This is a genomic window from Streptomyces sp. RerS4 (assembly GCF_023515955.1).
GTDB lineage: Bacteria > Actinomycetota > Actinomycetes > Streptomycetales > Streptomycetaceae > Streptomyces.
Genome location: NZ_CP097322.1, coordinates 2,761,602 through 2,777,743, shown reverse-complemented (window position 1 = coordinate 2,777,743; position 16,142 = coordinate 2,761,602). Strand labels below are relative to the sequence as shown.

Genomic DNA, 16,142 nt, shown 5'->3' with positions numbered 1-16,142 from the left:
CCCGCATCCCGTTCCCCGGGTGCGGGGCGCGGGTGCGTCACGCCCCGCGCTCCCGTTGCGTCGCCGCGGCCTGGCGGCCGATCATGTCGGCGATCACCTCCGGGGCCACCGCCCGGGAGTACAGCCAGCCCTGGCCGGTGTCGCAGCCGACGCGGCGCAGTCGGGCCGCCTGGCCGGCCGTCTCCACGCACTCGGCGGTGACGGTCAGGCCCAGTCGGTGCGCGAGCTGGACCAGGGCCTCGACGATGGTCTCGTCGGCCGGGTTCGGGTGGGTGCCCTCCTCGTAGCGGAAGCCCCGCACGAAGGAGCCGTCGAGCTTCAGGACCGAGACCGGCAGCCGGCTCAGGTAGGCCAGGTTCGAGTAGCCGGTGCCGAAGTCGTCGATGGCGATCCGTACGCCCATGTCGCTCAGCGCCTGGAGGGCCTGGAGCGGCCGGCCGGCCGAGCCCATCACCGCCGATTCGGTCAGCTCCAGCTGGAGCAGCTGCGGGGCCAGTCCGGTCTCGGCGAGGATCTCCGCGACATCGCCCACCAGATCGGAGTCCCACACCTGGCGCACGGCCACGTTCACGGAGACGAAGACCGGCGAGTCGCTGGGCTGTTCGATCTGCCAGCGGCGTGCCTGCCGGCAGGCCGTACGCAGCACCCACTGCCCCAACTGCACGATGGAGCCGTCCTCTTCGGCGATCCCGATGAACCGATTCGGCGTCAGGACCCCGAACTGCGGGTGGTTCCACCGGACCAGGGCCTCCACCCCGCGTACCGTGCCGCTCTCCAGATCCACCAGCGGCTGGTACTCCAACGTGAACTCGCCCCGCTCCACGGCCGGCCGCAGGGTGCTCGCCAGGGCCTGGCGCGTCATCCGGTGCGCGTTGCGTTCGGGGTCGAAGAGCGTCCAGCGGGCCTTGCCGTCGGCCTTGGCCCAGTACAGGGTGGTGTCGGCCGCCTGCATCAACCCCGTCGCCGAGGTGCCGGCCGTGTCCCGCTCGACGACGCCGATCGACGCGGACACCGACAGCCGCTGCCCGGCCAGGTCGAAGGGCTGCTGTACGGCGGCCAGCACGCTGCGCGCCAGGTCCGTGAGCTGCTCGGTGCCGGTGGAGTCCTCGACGAGGACGGCGAACTCGTCGCCGCCGAGCCGGGCCACCAAGTGCCCGCCGGTGCGCCCGTAGCCGATCTGGTCGGCGCACCGGTTCAGCCGGGCGGCGACGGCGGTCAGCAGCCGGTCGCCGACCCGGTGGCCCAGGGTGTCGTTGACGGCCTTGAACCCGTCGAGGTCCAGATAGCACAGCCCGATCCGGCCGGTGCCGCCGCCGGGCCCGTACGCGGAGGCCTCCAGCGCCGCCGAGAGCCGCTCGAAGAACAGGGCCCGGTTGGGCAGGCGGGTCACCGGGTCGTGCATCTGGAGGTGGCGCAGCCGCGCCTGGAGGTCGCGCCGGTCACTGATGTCGGCGACCGACAGCAGGACGTCCCCGGTGCCGGGCACCGGGCCGACGGTGACCTCGGTCCACAGGGAGTGCCCGTCGGGATGTTTGAGTCGGCGCGTGCACCGCAGCCGGGCCTGCCGTCCGCGCAGCACTTCCTGGTACGCCTGCCAGGTACGGGCCTCCGCCGCCAGGTCCACCAGATCCGCGGCGCTCTGCCCGGCGAGCTCGCCCGACTCGGTGCCCAACAGGGCGGCGAGGGCCTGGTTGGCGGCGATGACCTCGCCGTCGCGGCCGACGACCGCCATCGCCAGATGGGCCGCGTCGAACGCGGCCCGGTAGTCGTGTGGTGCGTCCGGCACGGCTCGCACCGCCGGGTGACGCTCCGTAAGGGCCGATCGGATGCTCCCGGCCGCCGAACCGGTCCCCTCTGAGGTTCCGCTCACCGTTGGCTCCCGCAGTGCTCGTGAGTGTCCGTGCAGGAAAGTGTGCCGATCATAGAGGCTGCCGGGAGGCGCTATCCAGCCACGTCGCCGTGTGGAACGCGGTCCGTCGCCGTGCTGACGCCGGATCGGGAGCCGACGCGGAGCCTGCTGACGGGGTGTCGGAGAGGAGCTCTACGACCGTTTCCGCCCGGCTGTGAACGCATGGGGGCGGCGACTGATCTCGGGTGATCGGTAGTGACGTTCCGTAGGTAAAGGTCCAGACCTGCCGCGTCACCGACTTGCCGCACCGCTCACTCGTGTGGGGCAGCGGAACAGGACATTAATCAGACAATCGCCTCAAGGTGGACGAGATGGTACGAATCCACCACCGGAGGTCGATGTGCCGACGCAGCAGACACCCGGGGGAGTGGACCGTCCCCGCGTCCGGAGTGCGGCGGCCGTGCTCACCTCGATGACGGCGCTCGCCGCCATGTCGCTCGTCGCGGGACCCGCGGTGGCCGACTCCGGGACCGCTCCCTGCGCGCTCACCCGTACGAATGCGCACCACTCCCTGGGCGTCGACACCTGGAACGGCGCCTACCCCAAGCCGGAGCGCACGCTCGACGCGGTCATGGTCTTCCTCTCCTTCCCCGACCACCGCACCACCCTCGGCACGGAGGAACTGGCCTCCGACTACTTCCCCGCCACCAGCGAGTTCTTCGAGCGGGCCTCCTACGGCCGCTTCCGCCTCGCCCCCCACCCGCAGCCGCGCTGGATCGCGATGCCCAAGCCGTCGACCGCGTACGGGATACAGCGCGACTGGGCCCCCGAGAACCGGGCGGCCTACCTGCGGGACGCGGTCGCGGCCGCCGACCCGGAGGTCGACTTCAGCGCGTACGACGTCGTCTACTTCGTCGCGGACCCGAACGCGCCCGGCGTCGACTCCGACGCCACCAAGGTCGTCAACTTCGACCGCCCCCTGCGGGCCGACGGCACCGACCTGCGGCGGATCGTCACCGTCTTCGAACGGCACCCGCCCGACCGCAACGTGCTCGCGCACGAGACCGGACACGTCTTCGACCTGCCCGACCTCTACCACCGCCCGAGCGACGGCAAGGGCGACTGGGACACGTACGTGGGCGACTGGGACGTCATGGGCAGCCAGTTCGGCATGGCCCCCGACCTCTTCGCCTGGCACAAGTGGAAGCTGGGCTGGCTGGACCCCACCCAGGTCGACTGCGTACGGACGGGCACCTCCCTGCACACCCTCCAGCCGCTCGCCCAGGCCCCGCCCGCCGGCGGCACGGGCGGGACCCGGCTCGCGGTGATCCGTACGGGCCCCGGCAGCGCGATCGCCGTCGAGGCGCGGGGCTCCGCCGGCAACGACGGGGACACCTGCACGGAAGGCGTCCTGATCTACCGGGTCCGCAACGAGGCGGCCTCGGGCGGCGGCCCCATCGAGGTGCTGGACGCCCACCCGACGACCGAGGCCTGCTGGGACCGCTCCGTCTACCCGCCGCTCGCGGACGCGCCGCTGGAGGTCGGCGAGACCTTCACGGTGCCGGGCGAGCGGATCACCGTCGAGGTGGCGGACCGGACCCAGTCCGGCGCGTACACGGTGAAGATCACCACGTGAGGGCGGAACGAAGAAGGCCCCCACTCCGAGGAGTGGGGGCCTTCTTCCGTCTGTGCGCCGCCAGGGACTCGAACCCCGGACCCGCTGATTAAGAGTCAGCTGCTCTAACCAACTGAGCTAGCGGCGCTTGCTGACGAGGTAGACATTAGCACCCCGGTCGCTCGAAGGAAAAATCGATGCCGATCACGGGGTGGGACGCGCTTGCCGCTCGCGTCGCAGGTCAGGTCGGGTCAGGTCGGGGGGGGGCAGGTCACCGCGCCGCGTGCAGGAACGCCCACAGCAGGGAGTCCGGGCCCGGCAGCCAGGGCAGGCGGGTGTCGGGGGCCACCAGCCAGCGCGACGGACCCGGGACCGGGGCCAGGGGCGGGACCGTCACCGCGTCGCCGTGGCCGTGGCACAGCGGCGCCGGGGCGGCCGGTCCCCACTCCTCCCACGCCAGCAGGGCCGGCAGCCGCTGGGCCGTGCCCGGGGTCGCGAAGAGCAGCATCCGCCCCCGGTGGACGGCGGCCGGACCGGAGCCGGGCCCCTGCTCCCAGAGCAGGTCGAGCATCCGGCGGCCGAGGACGAGGGGGACGTTGACGACGTCGAAGGCGGTCCCGCAGGGCAGCACGGCGGGGGAGGCCGGCCGGTTCTCCCACACGGCGAGGGTGGCGCGCGGGTGCGCGGACGCGGAGGCCAGCCAGGCGGCACCCTGCGGGGTGACCTGGGTGGCGGGCGCGGGGCGCGCGTCGAGGCCTTCGAGGGCGGGTCGGGCGGCTGCCGTCGTCAGGGTCGTCATATGCCATGGTCTACCCCGCGTAGCCAGTCGAATCCGCGTGGTTACGGAAAACCGGGACAGGGTGACCGTGAAGGGTGTATGTTGCGCCGCGCATATGCCGCCGCAGTACGGCGACCCCCGCGCGCCCGCCCCGCGGGTGGGGGCGGGGCGCCGGTGCGGCCCACGGTCAGTCCAGGTCGGGAGCGGTGCCGCGCTGGAGCTCCACGCCGAACTCGATCATCTTGCGCGCGTAGTCCTCGGTCCAGTCGGCGGCCTCCGCGATGGCTCCGGGCGAGAGCCGGTCGAACCGCGTCGGGTCCGCGAGCTGCGCCGCCGCCATCGCCTGGAACTCCACCGCTCTGTCCTGCGCCGCCCGGAAGGCCAGCGTCAGCTCGGTGGCCCGTGCGAGCAGCTCGCGCGGGTCCTCGATCGACTCCAGGTCGAAGAAGTGCTCGGGGTCCGCGGCGGCCTCCGAGGGCTCGAAGAGCAGCGGCGCGGGCCGCAGCCTCCGCTCGGTCCGCTCGGGCTCTGCCATGCGTGTCCTCCTGCTGGGCGTGCGTGATGCTTCCGGGCCACCCACCATTGTCCAACGCCGCGCAAGGGGGCGGATGGTCAGATCGTGACCGGTTCCTTGGCCAGCGCCGCGACGTCGTCCAGTACGCCGGCCAGCCGGTCCGCGAGGCCCTCGGGGGCCTCGAAGCCCTCGGGCCCGATCAGGGCGTTGATGCCGGGGATGGCCAGAGAGCGCGCGGCGGGCAGCATGCCGACGCGGGTGAGCACCGGCAGCAGCATCTCGGCGGCCGGGGCGCCGCCCGTGGGGCCCGCGCTGTAGCTGACCAGGCCGACCGGCTTGCCGTCCCACTCGCGGTAGAGGAAGTCGATGGCGTTCTTGAAGGGGGCGGTGAAGCCGCCGTTGTACATCGGCATCACGAAGAGGAAGGCGTCGGCGGAGTCGACGAGCGCGCTCCAGTCGCGGGTGTGCTGGTGGGTGTAGACGCCGCTGGAGGCGTACTCGGGCTCGTCCAGCAGCGGCAGGGCGATCTCGGCGAGGTCCACCGGGGTGACCTCGAAGTCGCCGCGGGCGCCGGCCAGCTCGGTGACCCAGCGGGCGAGCGGACGGCCGGAGGAGGTGGGGCGGGTGGCGGCGGAGATGACGTGCAGGCGGGTCATGCGTGAACTCCCTTGAGGGTCCGGGGTGGTGTGCCGGATGCATTGTGGTTGTTGACGTGTCACCTAGGAAAGCGTGGACCCCTTGATATGTCAACTAGATAGGTGATGTGTCATCGATTTGGTTAGAGTGGGGCCATGGACGAAGCCTCCGAGCCCACCCCGCGCTGGCTCACCGAGCCCGAGCAGCAGGCCTGGTACGCGTGGCGGCGGATGTTCCCCCTCGTCAACGCGGGGATCGCGCGCGACCTCGCCCAGGACAGCGGACTCTCCGAGGCGGACTACGACGTCCTGTCGGTGCTCGGCTCGACCGACGGCCACCGCACCCGGGTCAGCGCGCTCGCGGTGCTCATGCAGTGGTCGCGCAGCCGGCTCTCCCACCAGCTCACCCGGATGCAACAGCGCGGCCTGGTCCGCCGCGAGGAGGTGGCCTCCGACGGACGCGGCGCGGAGGTGGTGCTCACCCCCGCCGGGGTGGCCGCCATCACGGCGGCGGCGCCGCCGCACGTGGAATCCGTACGCCGCCACCTGATCGACGTCCTGACCCCGGAGCAGCTCGCCACGCTCGCGGAGATCGGCGAGACCCTGCGCGTGCGGCTCGGCGTCGCGCGCAAGGGGAGCGACTGACCCGGGGGCTGATGTCGCGGTGAACCCCGCGTGGCCGCGTCAGTGCAGTCGGCTCTGCCAGTCGTCCGGAACCATGCCCTGCGGCCCCGGGGCCGGCTGCTCGACCGGGTGCGAGGTGGGCGGCGCCAGCTCGGGCCCGTCGAGGTACCGCTCCGTCTCGACGTTCCAGAACCACGACTCGCCCGGCTCGAAGCTGGTCAGGAAGGGGTGCCCGGACTCGCGGGCGTGCCGCGTGGCGTGCTGCGCCGGCGACGAGTCGCAGCAGCCGATGTTCCCGCACTGGGCGCAGCGCCGCAGGTGGAACCACCACCCGCCGCCCGCCAGGCATTCCGCGCATCCGTCACCGGTGGGCCGCGCCGTGGGGTCGATGCCGGGGATCTGCTGCTGGGCCATGCGCCGCGCCTCCTCGATGGATGCGGATGCGGATGCGGTGCGGGTGCGGCATTGCCCCACCATCGTAGGCACCGCCCTCGGGGCCCGCGCGGCCTGACGCCACGGCCCGCCCCGCGTCAGTCCCGCAGGAAGAAGGTGACGAGTCCGGCCGCGACCCCGAGCGCCACGGCGAGCAGGGCGAAGCGGGGCCGCGACTCCCGCAGCACGGGGAGGAAGTGGTCGACGGAGAAGCGGCCCGGCCCGGTGAGGGTGAGGGCGAGGACCCCGGCGAACAACGCCACTTCGAGCTCGACGCCCTTCGGTGGGAAGTAGGCGTGGAGGCCTCGGACGTCGAGGATGTTGATGAAGACGCCGATCAGGGCCGCCCCGGCGAGCGGCGTGAGCAGCCCGAGCGCGAGGGCGAGGCCGCCGAAGGTCTCGGAAAGCGCCGCGAGGACGGCCATGACGTCCCCGGCGGGATACCCGGCCTTCGTGAAGCCCTTGCCGGTCGCGCTGAGCCCCGGGCCGTCGAACCAGCCGAAGAGCTTCTGCGAGCCGTGGCCGGCCATGGTGAGCCCGACGACGAGCCGGAGCAGCAGCAGGCCGAGGTCGTGGGTGACGGTGGCGACCGGCGCCGGACCGCCGGGACGGGCCGCGCGGGCGTGTCGTTCGTACGTCATGGACGTCGGTCCTTCCGTCACCGGTGAACGACGGCCACCCTACGCTGCCCGCCCGAAATGTCCCGCCCGTGACATCTTCACCCCCGCCGCCCGACCCATTCGGCGCAGCACCACCGCGCCCCACTCCATCCGTCCGGCGGGTGGTGGCGCGCTCGGTCAGGGTCGCCAGGTGACGCGGTGTTCGGCGAGGTGGGCCAGTACCGAGTGGTTCGCCTCCCAACCATCGGGGCTGTGTCTTTTGGCCGCCTGCGGCGCCGGGCCGGACTCCGTCCGGCGGGTGGTGGCGCGCTCGGTCAGGGTCGCCAGGTGACGCGGTGTTCGGCGAGGTGGGCCAGTACCGAGTGGTTCGCCTCCCAACCATCGGGGAATTTGACGGTGACGCCCAGTTGGACCGGTTCCGTCGACGGGTGGTCGTCCAGGAGTTCCGCTATGCCCGCGCGGGCCACCACGACGCAGGCGTGGCGGTGGCGGGAGGCCAGGACGCACAGGCGGCCGGTCTCCAGGTGGAAGGCCGTCGCGTCGGGGCGGCCCGACAGGGGGTGCAGGACCACCGTGAGGTCGTACTCGCGGCCTTGGAGGCGGTTCGCGGTGTCCACGGTCACCCCCGAGACCCCGAGCATCGTCAACGCGGCCCGCACGGCGGCGGCCTGGTCGCGGTGGGCGGTGCCGACCGCGATGCGGTCCGCCGTCAGCGGGACCGGGTCGGGGGCCTGCTCGTCGGAGGTCACCGCGCCCCGGTCCAGCGCCCGCCGCACGACCAGCGCCACCGCCCGCACCGCCTCCGGATCCGTGCGCGGGGTGTGCCGCGCCGGCAGCTCCAGCAGGCCCCAGCCCGCCTCGGCGGCCTCGTCCAGCACCCGGTCGGGGCCCGAACCGTCGCCCGCGACCCCGTACGCGAGCCGCCGCTCACCCGGACCCGTACCGCTGCGGAACCGGCTGTACGGGTAGAACGCCCGCGAGACCAGCGGCGCCGCGCTCGCCGGGAGCCGCCACGACACCGGCAGCCGGTGCTGCGGCAGCTGCGGGTTGTGGGCCAGCAGGGTGGAGACCGCCGACGCCGACGGGTCGTACGACAGCCCCGCCCACTGCTCCGCGCCGACCACGCTGAACGGGTCCAGCTGCCCGGGGTCCCCCACGAACAGCGCCCGCTCGAACAGTCCGGCCACCGCCAGCAGCGCGTCGGACCGCATCTGGTACGCCTCGTCGACGATCGCGTGCTCCCACGGCTCCGCGTCCTTCACGTACGCCCACTTCGCGGCGGTCGAGATGGTGATCGGCAGCTCCGCCAGATCCCCCGGCTTCGCCGACAGCGTCACCGACGGCAGCTCGCGCAGCGCCGGGTCGTACGCGTCCCCGTCACTGCTGTGCAGCCGGCCGACCTTCAGCTCCGGATCCTTGTCGGCCAGCCGCAGCACCAGGTCGTCGACCTGCGCGTTGGTCTGCGCCACCACCATCAGCCGGCGCCCGGCGGCGGCCAACTCCCGGGCCGCGCGCACCACCAGCGTGGACTTCCCGGCCCCCGGCGGCGAATCGACGACCACGCCCCGCTCGGTGCCGTGCAGGGTGTCGCGCAGGATGGCGGCGGTCGCCTGGGCGGCGGCCGCGCCCGGGTCGAAGGCGGTCACAGGAGGTCCTCGTCGGTGATCGAATCGGGGAGCGTGGCGGCACCCGACAGGCCGGGCGGGCCGCCGTGGGTCCACGGGGTGTTCTCCGGATCGGGCAGCTTCGGGCCGCCCCGCGCGTCGTGTTCGAACAGGGTCCAGCACACCCGGTCGCCCTTCTCCGGGACCGAGCCCGGCGCGGGCTCACGGCCCGCGCCCATCTTGTCGAGGACGCGCAGCAGCAGCCGCCCGTCCTCGTCGACGCCGACGAACGCGAACGCCTGCTGCCGGCCGTCCAGGGAGCGGTACACCTTCCCGCCCCCGCCCTCGGCGAGCTGCGGCCGGTCCTCGGTGGCCACCGTGACCAGCGGGCGCGGCCGGGGCCGCTTGCCCTCCGTCCACTCCATCAGCACCTCGGTGACCTCGCCGGCGAAGGCCTCGCCCGCGAGCCGCCGGCCCGCCATGACCAGCGGGTCGTCCAGCGCCTCCTGGGCGTCGAGGCGGACCTGCTCGGTCTCGCGCGTCGCGAGCTTCTGGGCCGCCGTCACCGCGTCGTCGCGGCGCGGCTGCGGGGGCTCGCCCGCGCGGACGCGGTCGCGGTGGCCGGTGAAGGACCAGCGGTCGCGGGTCCAGCGTTCCTCGGTCCGCTCGCCCGGCGGCAGCGCGCGCAGCAGGGCCAGGGCTTCCCAGGTGTGCCGCCAGGTGTGCTCCATCTGACCGCGGACCAGCTCCCGGATCTCGCGTTCGGCGGCGTCGACAGCCGCGTCCGCCGCGACGACCCGGTCCGCCCGGTCCGCCGCGTCCGCCGCCTGCGCGGCGGCCCGCGCCGCGTCGAAGCGTGCGATGGCCGGGGCCAGCAGCCGGTTGTCGAAGGCCGGATCGGTGGCCGGTCCGGCCGGCGGGACGAGGAGCCGGCCGTCGGGCCCCCGTTCCAGCTCGGCGCGCAGCGCCCACGCGGCCCCCGACACCCCGTCGGGCGGTGCTATCCAGCCCAGCAGGGCGCCGAGGTGCTGGTCCTCCAGGGTGCTCTGGCCGGTGGCCCAGTGCCGTCCGAGCAGTTCGGTCGCGGCGACCAGCATCGAGGAGCCGGGGACCCGGGAGCGTTCCGCGAGGTGGGTGAACCAGCGGCCCAGCAGCGGCACCCGCGCCGGCGCCGGGTACGGGTTCTCGGGGTCCTCCTCGGCGGTCCGCCGGAACCGCATGGAACGGCCGAGGAGGCGTACGTACTCCACGCCCGCGCGGCTCGGCACCACGATCTGCGGCGCGTCCACGCACAGCTCCGCCTCGACCTTGACCTTCTTGCCGCTCTCCGGGTCGGTCTCGGTGCGCTCGGCGGGCTCCACGATGTCCGCGTACCCGTCGACGTACGGCATCACACGCTCGGCCAGCGCGGCCAGGAACTGCCAGCGCAGGTCCCGGTCGCGCGGCTGCGGGACCACCAGGACCGCGGGATCGTCCGGGTCGGTGCCCACCATCACGCCCAGCGGCGCCCCGGCCTCACCGGCCGTGGTCAGCGGTACGAGGACCAGCGGGCGCTCGCTCAGATGGCGGTGCCGTACGGTCGCCAGCGGCCGGGCGTGCCCGGCCCGGACCGCCTCCAGCCGGGCCAGGGTGTGCATCAGGGACATGCGGGGGGCTCCGTGGCGTGGTGCGGGGGACGGGCGGCGGCCTGCTCCAGGGCCTCGGCGCGCAGCAGGGCGGCCCGGCGCAGCGCGACCGCGGCGGGATCATCGCAGGCGTGGCCGTCGGCGGCGGGGTCGGTGGCGCAGGGCTCGTCGGCGGCGCAGGGCTCGCCCGCGGCGGGCCGGGCTCCGGCGGCCGCGGCGAGGGCGGCCTCGACGGTGGTCAGTCCGCCCAGCTCACCCCGTACGGAACGGCCCAGCGCGGTCGGTTCCCCGGCGGCGCGGGCCCGTTCCCGACAGTGGAAGGCCAACTCGCAGGCGGCCAGGCACTCGGGGGCGTAGGACGCGGAGACGGCGGAGACGGCGGCGGTCAGCTCCTCGGCGGGCCGGGTCGGATCGAAGGTCAGCCCGGCGGGCAGGGCGGCGGCCAGCTCCTCGACGCGCGTCAGCCGCTCCAGCTGCCGGACGGTGACGGAGCGCTCCCGGCGGATGTCGACGAGCGCGGCGGTGGGCAGGTTGGAGAAGTCCTTCGGGCAGACGAGCAGCACCCGGTGGCCGACCTCGGCGCCCTCCACCTTGGCGGCGGTCCGCTCCAGGGCCAGCGCGTAGACGGCGGCCTGCCGGGCGGCGGCCCCCACCTTCGCGGCGTCGGCCGCTCCGTCGATCATCGGGAACGACTTGATCTCGACCACGGTCCAGCGGCCGTCGGGGTGCACCACGACGGCGTCCGGTTCCAGGTAGGCGGGGGTGCCCGCGACCTCCAAGGCCAGCATGGGGTGGTCCAGCAGGGTCCACGTCCGCGCGGCGGTGGCCTCCCGCAGGGCCAGCGCCGTCCGCGCGGCCCGGCCCTCGGGGCCGGCGGCGGTGAGGTCGGGTACCGGGGCGCCGGAGTCGGGCGGTTCGGCCGCCGGGTCGAGGCGGGCGTGCACCAGCCGCAGCAGTTCGGCCCCGCCGTCGGCCTTGACCTTCGCCTCGAAGGAGTTCCCGCGCACGATCGCGAACTGCGACTGCCCGAACGAGGCGGGTGAGCCCAGTGCCGTCGCCAGTGCCGTCTTGTCCACGCCGGCGCCGTCGAGCAGGGCGCGTCTGCCGCACCCGGGGTTGGCGGCGAGCGCGGCGAGCGCCCGCGCGTCGAGGGGGCGGGGCGGAACGGCGGGGCCGCGCAGGTCGGCGAGCCGCTGCCGCAGGGTCGTGTTCCGGGGCGGGCCGCTGGGCGGGTAGGAGCTCACGGGCGGAAGTGTCCCATCCGCCACTGACAACCGTGGCCCCAAGGCGGAAACGCGCTGCCGGGGGAGCCCGGTGGAGCGCGGCCCGGCCGGGCCTCGCCGTGCCGGCATCCCCGTTCCGTCCCCCGTCGAGCGGGCCGCTGCCGGGGCGCCGTAGCGTGTGGATCTTCATCGCTCGGCCGGGGACGTCCGGCCACCGATGGGATCCGGCCACGTCGTGGATGATGGTCGGACGAGCCGATCGCCCGATGGTCGGGCGCATCCCTACGGACCGGGAGAAACATCCATGGCCCCCCGCATCCTCCTCGCCCGCCACGGTCAGACGGCCTGGTCGAAGCTCGGCAAGCACACCGGACGCACGGACGTGCCGCTGCTGGACGAGGGCAGGCTGGGTGCCAAGCAGCTCGGGGAGCGCCTCGCCCGCGAGCCCTGGGCGAGCCTGCGCGGTCTGGAGGTGCGCACCAGCCCCCTGGTCCGCGCGAGCGAGAGCTGCGATCTGGCCGGTTTCGGCGCGCAGGCCGACGCCTGGGACACCCTCATGGAGTGGGACTACGGCGACTACGAGGGCATGACCCCCGCCGAGATCCAGGCGATCCGCCCCGGCTGGCTGATCTGGCGCGACGGGGTCCCCGGCGGCGAGTCCACCGCCGACATCGCGGCCCGCGCGGACGAGGTCGTCGCCTGGGCCCGCTCGGCGGAGCGCGATGTCCTGGTCTTCGCGCACGGCCACGTCCTGCGCACCCTCGCCGCCCGCTGGCTCGGCTTCGACGTCTCCTTCGGTGCGCGCATCCGCCTCGACCCCACGTCCCTCTCGGTCCTGGGGTGGGCCTACGGGGCCCCCGCGCTGGAGCGCTGGAACGACACGGGCCACCTCGACGGCTGACGCCCCGGCCCCTCAGGCCCCTCAGGCCTGCGCGTGCCGGGTCAGGAACGCGCCCACGCGCGGGGAGCGTTGGTGCGGGACCAGGGCGCGGGCCGTCTCGTCCAGCATCGAGCGGATCCGCGTCGAGCGGACATCGGTCAGCAGGTCCAGCACCCGACCTCCCGCCCAGGCGGCCTCGTCGGGCGCCCCCGCCCGCACCAGGTCGTCGGCCAACTCGGCGGTGTAGAGCGCCACGTTCCGCGCGAAGTGCGGGTCCTGGAGGTCGCCCGCGCGGCGGGCGTGCCGCGCCGCGCGGGCGTGTTCCCCGAGGGTCGCCCAGCAGCGGGACTCCAGGGACTCCAGTTCGGCCTCGCCGAAGAAGGACATCCACTCGGGGTCGGCGCCCGAGGGCCCCCGCGAGAACTCGGTGTGCGCCCGCGTCAACGCCTCCTCGCAGGCCCTGCGGTCGCCCAGCCCCGCCCAGCCGCCCGCCTCCCGCAGCGCCAGGAGCGCGAGCAGCCGGGGTGAGCCCAGCGGGCGCGCCGCCCGCCGGCCCGCCTGGGCGGCCCGTACCGACTCGCGCGGGCGCCCGCAATCCCGGGCCAGGAAGGCCATGTTGCTGAACGCGTGCGCCTCCAGCCCCGCGTCGCCCGAGACCCGGGCGGTGGCCAGGGCCTCGGAGTAGTGGGAGCGGGCGTCCTCGTACCGGCCGGAGTCGTGGGCCAACCAGCCCACCGAGACGGCCAGTTCCCCCGCCCCCGCGTGCAGCCGGTCCTCGGTCGACTGCCGGGTGGCGCCCGCGTCGAGCAGGGCGTACGCGGTGCGCAGCGGCTGCACCGCCCGCCGGTAGAGGGCGTCGGCCCCGTGCCGGTCGTCCAGCAGCCGGATCTGGCGTACGGCGTCCTCGACGGCGGCGGCCTCGGCCTCGCCGGCCCGGGACGGGAGCCGGCGGGTGTCGCCGAGCAGGGTGAGGCTGAGCGTCGCGGCCGCCACGGTCGCGGAGCCGCCCGCCATGAACGCGCGACGCAGCACGTCGCTCTCCTTGGAACGGTGGGTGGTGGGGTGATGGGGGTGGTCGGGGTGGTCAGGGTGATCGGGGTGAGCGAGGTCGGCGGGGTCGACCGGCGCGGGCGCCACGCGCCGGCCCGAACGTCCCCGCACCGCCTCGCGCGGGGAGAAGCCGAGGTCGGCCAGGGTGCGGCCCGGGAACATGTGCAGGAAGACGCGTTCGTAGGCGTAGTTGGGGCAGCGGATCTCGCCCGACTCGACCCGGCCGATGTAACGGGCGTCGCAGGAAACCGTTTCTCCGATCTCCCGGGCCGCCTTGCGCACCAGGGCCGCGAACTCGGCCGGGGAGTGCCGACCGCGCAGCCGCCGGAACGAGGAGTTGGGTGAGTGGGGGAACGCCGCCATGGACGTGGCCTCTCTGGGCGATCTCGGGTGATCCCTCGGGGGTCTGGGGGGGGTGTCCGGCGGATCAGGGCGCGGGCCCGGCCCTGATCCGCCGGGCACCCCCTAGGGCCATCCCGGCCGAACTCGGCTCCGGAGCAGGGCTCCGGCGCGCATGAACGTACCGCCGCCGACGGCGGTTCCACACGGTGTTTGCCTACAAAACGGATATCTCACCCGCGATCCGCCATGAACTGCCATCCTTTGCGGCGTCTTGCCGCCGCACCTGTTGACGCTCCCGTGCGTTGAACCCATGCGGATACGGATCGAGGAGGGGTTCCCCTTGGTGGAGGCCGGCATGGACAGCATTGGAACGAACACCACCCCCGAGCCCGGCGTGACCATGGCCGCGGCCCCGGCCCCCGACCTGGTCACCGTCCCCGCCCGACAGGGCCTGGAGGCGGTGGACATCATCCGCCGGGGCGCCGGCCACACCGCCCCCGGCGTCGGCCCGGTCCTCCACGACGGCTCCGGCGGCACCCTCGGCTTCCTCGTCCCGCCCGGCACCGCCGACGCCTGGGACCTCCCGGGCAGTGCCTGTACGCAGACCAACGGGCGCGGCATGCGCTTCGGCGACGCGGCCGCCTTCCCCACCGCCGGCGCGACCGGCTGGCTGCTGCCGCCCGAGGCGGTCGGCCCGGTCACCGACCCGGAGGTGCTGCGCGCGGCCCTCGGCGAGGCCGCCCGTCTCATCGAGGCCGCCGACAACTGCCGCTGAGGCGCTGACCAGCAATAATGGAGGCGTGGCAGGGAAGAGCAAGGGCGGGAAGAGCAAGGGCGGCAGGGGCGGCAAGGCCGCCGGCGGCGACGGTCGGGGCGCGCGGGGCGCTGCGGAGCCCGTGGCGGGGCAGGTGGGCGGCGGGCTCGCGGAGCTGGTCCCGGACCGGGAGCGGCCCCGCGCCTGGACCCTGCTGATCGGCGGGGCCCCGCAGTCGCACGTGGACCTCGACGACCCCGGCCGGCTGGACTTCGCGTACCAGCGGCGCATCGGCCACCTGATCGACCTCGTCGCGCCCGCCCGGCAGCCCCTGAACGTGGTGCACCTGGGCGGCGGCGCCTTCACCCTGGCCCGCTACACGGCCGCCGCGCGGCCCCGCTCCACGCAACAGGTGGTGGAGATCGACGCCGCCCTGGTGTCTTTCGTACGGGAACACCTGCCGCTGGACCTCCAGGCGCGGGTCCGCGTACGGGCCGTGGACGCGCGGGCTGGGCTGGCCAAGGTGCCGGACGGCTGGGCCGACCTGGTCATCGCGGACGTGTTCAGCGGGGCCCGCACGCCCGCGCACCTGACGAGCGCCGAGTTCCTGGACGACGTACGCCGGGCCCTCGCGCCCGGCGGGTGGTACGTGGCGAACCTCGCGGACGGGCCGCCGCTGGCCCACCTGCGCGGCCAGATCGCCACCGCCGCCTCCCGCTTCGCGCACCTGGCCGTGGCCGCCGACCCGGTGGTGTGGCGGGGGAAACGCTTCGGCAACGCGGTGCTCGTCGCCGCCGACCGGGAGCTGCCCGTGGCGGAGTTCACCCGCCGCGTGGCGAGCGACCCGTACCCGGGTCGGGTGGAACACGGCCGCGCGCTCGCGGACTTCACCGGCGGCGCGGCCCCGGTCGCGGACGCCGTCGCCGTGGCCTCCCCGGAGCCACCCCCGTCGGTGTTCGGTAACTAGGTCTGGTTGGAGTACGTCTCCACCAGCGGCGGGTGGTCGTTCCAGGTGCAGAAGACCGACATCTCCCGGCCCGCCTTGGTGAAGGTGACCCGGATCCAGTACGGCTGCTTCCACACCTGCATCTGCCAGCCGGGGTCCGGCGTCGCCGAGACCAGTTCGGCCGAGGAGGCGCCGAGGTCGAAGACCACCCGGCCGCCCGTGACCGGGTACGCCTTCACCCTGCCCGGATCCGCGCCGTCGGCCCGCTGCCCGTCCGGGCGCGGGCTCGGCGGGGCCGCCGGCTTCGGCGAGGGCTTCGCGGGGGAGGCGCTCGTGGCGGGGGAGGTCGACGGGGACGCTGACGGGGACGCGGACCGCGAGTCCGGCGCGGGCGGCGGCGGCGCCGCGTCGTGAGCCCAGTGCGTCGAGGAGGACTGCGGCCGGGTCGTCAGCGGAACGGCGAGCGGGGGATCGTAGGCCGTCCCCGACATGACGGTGTGCACACCCCACCACGACAGGGTCATGGCGGCCCCGGTCGCCAGCACCCAGGCCATGGCATGTACAAGTCCTCGTCGCATCGGGGACATACTGCACCACCCGTCTCAGAGCCCGACCGACACCCCGCGCGGTCCCCCGAATGGACTACCGTGC

The 16,142-nt window shown here is 74.4% G+C and carries 16 protein-coding genes and 1 tRNA gene; 5 read left to right on the top strand and 12 right to left on the bottom strand.

All coding sequences use genetic code 11. The annotated features are described in order from the left end of the window. Positions 1 to 37: 37 nt before the first annotated feature. Positions 38 to 1,870, bottom strand: a complete 1,833-nt coding sequence (locus M4D82_RS12745; RefSeq protein WP_249766167.1) for a putative bifunctional diguanylate cyclase/phosphodiesterase — start codon at positions 1,868 to 1,870, stop codon at positions 38 to 40. Between the two features lie 379 nt (positions 1,871 to 2,249). On the opposite strand from M4D82_RS12745, the gene M4D82_RS12740 reads away from it, so the two are divergent. Then, a complete protein-coding gene (locus M4D82_RS12740) occupies positions 2,250 to 3,485 on the top strand; it encodes a M6 family metalloprotease domain-containing protein (protein WP_249766166.1) in 1,236 nt (411 codons plus the stop codon). A gap of 53 nt (positions 3,486 to 3,538) precedes the next feature. On the opposite strand, the gene M4D82_RS12735 is transcribed toward M4D82_RS12740, so the two are convergent. From M4D82_RS12735 to M4D82_RS12720, 4 genes are all read right to left on the bottom strand, one after another. Further along, a tRNA-Lys gene (locus M4D82_RS12735) sits at positions 3,539 to 3,612 on the bottom strand. Positions 3,613 to 3,735: 123 nt separating this feature from the next. Next, positions 3,736 to 4,263, bottom strand: a complete 528-nt coding sequence (locus M4D82_RS12730; RefSeq protein WP_249766165.1) for a bifunctional DNA primase/polymerase — start codon at positions 4,261 to 4,263, stop codon at positions 3,736 to 3,738. Positions 4,264 to 4,429: 166 nt separating this feature from the next. Next, the gene (locus tag M4D82_RS12725; RefSeq protein ID WP_249766164.1) at positions 4,430 to 4,777 is read right to left on the bottom strand and encodes a DUF8844 domain-containing protein; all 348 of its coding nucleotides are present in this window, start codon (positions 4,775 to 4,777) and stop codon (positions 4,430 to 4,432) included. Positions 4,778 to 4,854: 77 nt separating this feature from the next. Beyond that, positions 4,855 to 5,412, bottom strand: a complete 558-nt coding sequence (locus tag M4D82_RS12720; RefSeq protein ID WP_249766163.1) for an NADPH-dependent FMN reductase — start codon at positions 5,410 to 5,412, stop codon at positions 4,855 to 4,857. Between the two features lie 135 nt (positions 5,413 to 5,547). Here M4D82_RS12720 and M4D82_RS12715 point away from each other — a divergent pair, with 135 nt between their 5' ends. Beyond that, positions 5,548 to 6,036 (top strand): MarR family winged helix-turn-helix transcriptional regulator, encoded by a 489-nt coding sequence (locus M4D82_RS12715; protein WP_249766162.1) that lies wholly within the window; start codon positions 5,548 to 5,550, stop codon positions 6,034 to 6,036. Positions 6,037 to 6,075: 39 nt separating this feature from the next. Here M4D82_RS12715 and M4D82_RS12710 read toward each other — a convergent pair whose 3' ends face one another. The 5 genes from M4D82_RS12710 to M4D82_RS12690 form a co-directional block, all read right to left on the bottom strand. Further along, the gene (locus M4D82_RS12710; protein WP_249766161.1) at positions 6,076 to 6,429 is read right to left on the bottom strand and encodes a UBP-type zinc finger domain-containing protein; all 354 of its coding nucleotides are present in this window, start codon (positions 6,427 to 6,429) and stop codon (positions 6,076 to 6,078) included. A 116-nt stretch (positions 6,430 to 6,545) separates the two neighbouring features. Beyond that, positions 6,546 to 7,088: a DoxX family protein gene (locus M4D82_RS12705; protein ID WP_249766160.1), complete on the bottom strand. Its 543-nt coding sequence runs from the start codon at positions 7,086 to 7,088 to the stop codon at positions 6,546 to 6,548. 293 nt (positions 7,089 to 7,381) lie between these two features. Then, entirely contained in the window at positions 7,382 to 8,713 is a 1,332-nt protein-coding gene (locus tag M4D82_RS12700; RefSeq protein ID WP_249766159.1) for an AAA domain-containing protein, read from the bottom strand. Then, entirely contained in the window at positions 8,710 to 10,317 is a 1,608-nt protein-coding gene (locus M4D82_RS12695; protein ID WP_249766158.1) for a hypothetical protein, read from the bottom strand. The genes M4D82_RS12700 and M4D82_RS12695 overlap by 4 nt, the downstream gene beginning before the upstream one ends. Beyond that, positions 10,308 to 11,540, bottom strand: a complete 1,233-nt coding sequence (locus M4D82_RS12690) for a hypothetical protein (protein ID WP_249766157.1) — start codon at positions 11,538 to 11,540, stop codon at positions 10,308 to 10,310. Before M4D82_RS12690 ends, M4D82_RS12695 begins: the two co-directional genes overlap by 10 nt. 283 nt (positions 11,541 to 11,823) lie before the next feature. Between M4D82_RS12690 and M4D82_RS12685 the strand changes: the two genes are divergently transcribed. Then, entirely contained in the window at positions 11,824 to 12,420 is a 597-nt protein-coding gene (locus M4D82_RS12685; RefSeq protein ID WP_249766156.1) for a histidine phosphatase family protein, read from the top strand. Between the two features lie 21 nt (positions 12,421 to 12,441). Here the strand turns inward: M4D82_RS12685 and M4D82_RS12680 are convergent, their stop codons facing one another. Next, positions 12,442 to 13,812, bottom strand: coding sequence for an NsdA family TPR-like regulatory protein (locus M4D82_RS12680; RefSeq protein ID WP_249766155.1), 1,371 nt, complete (start codon positions 13,810 to 13,812; stop codon positions 12,442 to 12,444). Positions 13,813 to 14,146: 334 nt separating this feature from the next. On the opposite strand from M4D82_RS12680, the gene M4D82_RS12675 reads away from it, so the two are divergent. Both M4D82_RS12675 and M4D82_RS12670 read left to right on the top strand, forming a co-directional pair. Next, positions 14,147 to 14,566 carry a hypothetical protein gene (locus tag M4D82_RS12675; protein WP_502988913.1) on the top strand — a complete coding sequence of 140 codons (420 nt, stop codon included), beginning with the start codon at positions 14,147 to 14,149 and terminating at the stop codon, positions 14,564 to 14,566. Positions 14,567 to 14,591: 25 nt separating this feature from the next. Continuing rightward, on the top strand, positions 14,592 to 15,512 hold the full coding sequence (locus tag M4D82_RS12670) for a spermidine synthase (RefSeq protein WP_502988912.1): 921 nt from the start codon (positions 14,592 to 14,594) through the stop codon (positions 15,510 to 15,512). Here M4D82_RS12670 and M4D82_RS12665 read toward each other — a convergent pair. Continuing rightward, positions 15,509 to 16,069, bottom strand: a complete 561-nt coding sequence (locus M4D82_RS12665) for a hypothetical protein (protein ID WP_249766154.1) — start codon at positions 16,067 to 16,069, stop codon at positions 15,509 to 15,511. The genes M4D82_RS12670 and M4D82_RS12665 overlap by 4 nt on opposite strands. Positions 16,070 to 16,142: the final 73 nt, after the last annotated feature.

Bases quoted from the DNA above. Each gene is read 5' to 3' on its own strand.
- M4D82_RS12730 (WP_249766165.1), bottom strand. From the start codon at position 4,263: ATGACGACCCTGACGACGGCAGCCGCCCGACCCGCCCTCGAAGGCCTC.
- M4D82_RS12725 (WP_249766164.1), bottom strand. From the start codon at position 4,777: ATGGCAGAGCCCGAGCGGACCGAGCGGAGGCTGCGGCCCGCGCCGCTG.
- M4D82_RS12720 (WP_249766163.1), bottom strand. From the start codon at position 5,412: ATGACCCGCCTGCACGTCATCTCCGCCGCCACCCGCCCCACCTCCTCC.
- M4D82_RS12715 (WP_249766162.1), top strand. From the start codon at position 5,548: ATGGACGAAGCCTCCGAGCCCACCCCGCGCTGGCTCACCGAGCCCGAG.
- M4D82_RS12710 (WP_249766161.1), bottom strand. From the start codon at position 6,429: ATGGCCCAGCAGCAGATCCCCGGCATCGACCCCACGGCGCGGCCCACC.
- M4D82_RS12705 (WP_249766160.1), bottom strand. From the start codon at position 7,088: ATGACGTACGAACGACACGCCCGCGCGGCCCGTCCCGGCGGTCCGGCG.
- M4D82_RS12695 (WP_249766158.1), bottom strand. From the start codon at position 10,317: ATGTCCCTGATGCACACCCTGGCCCGGCTGGAGGCGGTCCGGGCCGGG.
- M4D82_RS12685 (WP_249766156.1), top strand. From the start codon at position 11,824: ATGGCCCCCCGCATCCTCCTCGCCCGCCACGGTCAGACGGCCTGGTCG.
- M4D82_RS12680 (WP_249766155.1), bottom strand. From the start codon at position 13,812: ATGGCGGCGTTCCCCCACTCACCCAACTCCTCGTTCCGGCGGCTGCGC.
- M4D82_RS12675 (WP_502988913.1), top strand. From the start codon at position 14,147: ATGGACAGCATTGGAACGAACACCACCCCCGAGCCCGGCGTGACCATG.
- M4D82_RS12665 (WP_249766154.1), bottom strand. From the start codon at position 16,069: ATGCGACGAGGACTTGTACATGCCATGGCCTGGGTGCTGGCGACCGGG.